The sequence below is a fragment of the Gemmobacter sp. LW-1 genome (assembly GCF_001303875.1).
GTDB lineage: Bacteria > Pseudomonadota > Alphaproteobacteria > Rhodobacterales > Rhodobacteraceae > Gemmobacter > Gemmobacter caeni.
On record NZ_LJSC01000055.1, the window covers coordinates 1 to 2500 of the forward strand.

The 2500-nt window shown below is 55.2% G+C and carries 1 tRNA gene and 2 rRNA genes (1 of these 3 cut by a window edge); all 3 read right to left on the reverse strand.

Annotation, left to right across the window (positions count from 1 at the left end):
* Nucleotides 1–2: 2 nt before the first annotated feature.
* Nucleotides 3–79 (reverse strand) — tRNA-Met (locus AO684_RS17145).
* Between the two features lie 39 nt (nt 80–118).
* Nucleotides 119–233, reverse strand: a 5S ribosomal RNA gene (gene rrf / locus AO684_RS17150).
* Between the two features lie 88 nt (nt 234–321).
* Nucleotides 322–2500 (reverse strand): 23S ribosomal RNA (locus AO684_RS17155) (it continues 654 nt past the right edge of the window).

Here is a 2500-nt window from a genome sequence, read left to right on the forward strand (position 1 = left end):
TTTGGTTGCGGGGGCAGGATTTGAACCTGCGGCCTTCAGGTTATGAGCCTGACGAGCTACCGGGCTGCTCCACCCCGCGTCCGGGTGTTTTTTGTATCGTTGATGGGGTCTTTTCTAGGTTTGGCGGTGACCTACTCTCCCACGTCTTGAGACGCAGTACCATTGGCGTGTTGGCCCTTAACGGCCGAGTTCGGGATGGGATCGGGTGTTTAGCCAGCGCTATGACCACCAAACCGAGGAAAGACCCGTTTATGAGGAACATCAGGCGCAGTAGCGCTTGTTCAGGTTTTGAGCTTTTGACCAGTCTTGCTGTTACTGGATCAAATCAAGCCTATCGAGCAATTAGTACCGGTCAGCTGAATGCATTGCTGCACTTACACCTCCGGCCTATCGACGTGGTGGTCTTCCACGGCTCTCAAGGGAGACCTTGTTTTGAAGGGGGCTTCCCGCTTAGATGCCTTCAGCGGTTATCCTGTCCGTTCATAGCTACCCAGCACTGCCGTTGGCACGACAACTGGTCCACCAGTGGAACGTTCACCCCGGTCCTCTCGTACTAGGGGCAACTCTTCTCAAGTCTCCTACACCCACGGCAGATAGGGACCGAACTGTCTCACGACGTTCTAAACCCAGCTCACGTACCTCTTTAAATGGCGAACAGCCATACCCTTGGGACCTGCTCCAGCCCCAGGATGAGATGAGCCGACATCGAGGTGCCAAACGATGCCGTCGATATGGACTCTTGGGCATCATCAGCCTGTTATCCCCAGAGTACCTTTTATCCGTTGAGCGATGGCCCTCCCACTTGGGACCACCGGATCACTATGGCCGACTTTCGTCTCTGCTCGACTTGTCAGTCTTGCAGTCAGGCTGGCTTCTGCCATTGCACTCAACGAGCGATTTCCGACCGCTCTGAGCCAACCTTCGCGCGCCTCCGTTACGATTTGGGAGGCGACCGCCCCAGTCAAACTCCCCACCATGCATGGTCCCGGACCCGGATGACGGGCCGCGGTTAGACATCAAGAGTGCGAAGGGTGGTATCTCAAGGGAGGCTCCACAGAAACTGGCGTCTCTGCTTCGATGCCTACCACCTATCCTGCACATCACAATCCTGATGCCAGTGCAAAGCTGGAGTAAAGGTTCATGGGGTCTTTCCGTCTAACCGCGGGAAGTGTGCATCTTGACACACAGTTCAATTTCGCTGAGTCCACATCAGAGACAGCGGGGAGATCGTTACGCCATTCGTGCAGGTCGGAACTTACCCGACAAGGAATTTCGCTACCTTAGGACCGTTATAGTTACGGCCGCCGTTTACTGGGGCTTCAATTCAGAGCTTGCACCCCTCCTTTTAACCTTCCAGCACCGGGCAGGCGTCAGACTGTATACGTCGCCTTACGGCTTCGCACAGCCCTGTGTTTTAAGTAAACAGTCGCCACCCCCTGGTTTGTGCCCCCCTCCCATGCTTGCGCACAAGAGGGGCTCCCTTCTCGCGAACTTACGGGAGCATTTTGCCGAGTTCCTTTGATGTGGTTCTCTCAAGCGCCTTGGTATTCTCTACCAGTCCACCTGTGTCGGTTTGGGGTACGGTCTGATGGAGGGCTATTTCCAGGAACCGCTCAGCAGCCCGGTCAATCCGATAAGACCGAACTACACCTGCGATCCGTCACATCCTCCTGGCCCACGAATATTAACGTGGTTCCCATCGACTACGCCTTTCGGCCTCGCCTTAGGGGCCGGCTTACCCTGCTCAGATTAGCTTTAAGCAGGAACCCTTGGACTTTCGGCGACAGGGTCTCTCACCCTGTTTGTCGCTACTCATGTCAACATTCTCGCTTCTGATCTCTCCACCGGATGCCTTACGGCCCGGCTTCACAGAAAGCTCCTTGCCTCCATGGCACCCCGAAGGGCACACAAGAGGCATTGAGCTATATCACAGAACGCTCCGCTACCACGCGTATTGCTACGCATCCTGAGCTTCGGCTCGTGGCTTGAGCCCCGTTACATCTTCGCCGCAGGACATCTTGACTAGACCAGTGAGCTGTTACGCTATCTTTAAAGGATGGCTGCTTCTAAGCCAACCTCCTGGTTGTTTTGGACGTCCCACATGCTTTCCCACTTAGCCACGAATTAGGGGCCTTAGCTGCAGGTCAGGGTTGTTTCCCTCTTCACGACGGACGTTAGCACCCGCCGTGTGTCTCCCGGATAGTACTCTCGGGTATTCGGAGTTTGCTTAGGCTCAGTAAGTCTGTGGGACCCCATCACCCATGCAGTGCTCTACCCCCCGAGGTATTCGTCCGAGGCGCTACCTAAATAGCTTTCGCGGAGAACCAGCTATCTCCAGGTTTGATTGGCCTTTCACCCCTAGCCACAAGTCATCCAGACCCTTTTCAACGGGTGTTGGTTCGGACCTCCAGTACGTGTTACCGTACCTTCATCCTGCTCATGGCTAGATCACCTGGTTTCGGGTCTGATCCAACGAACTCATGCGCCCTTTTAAGACTCG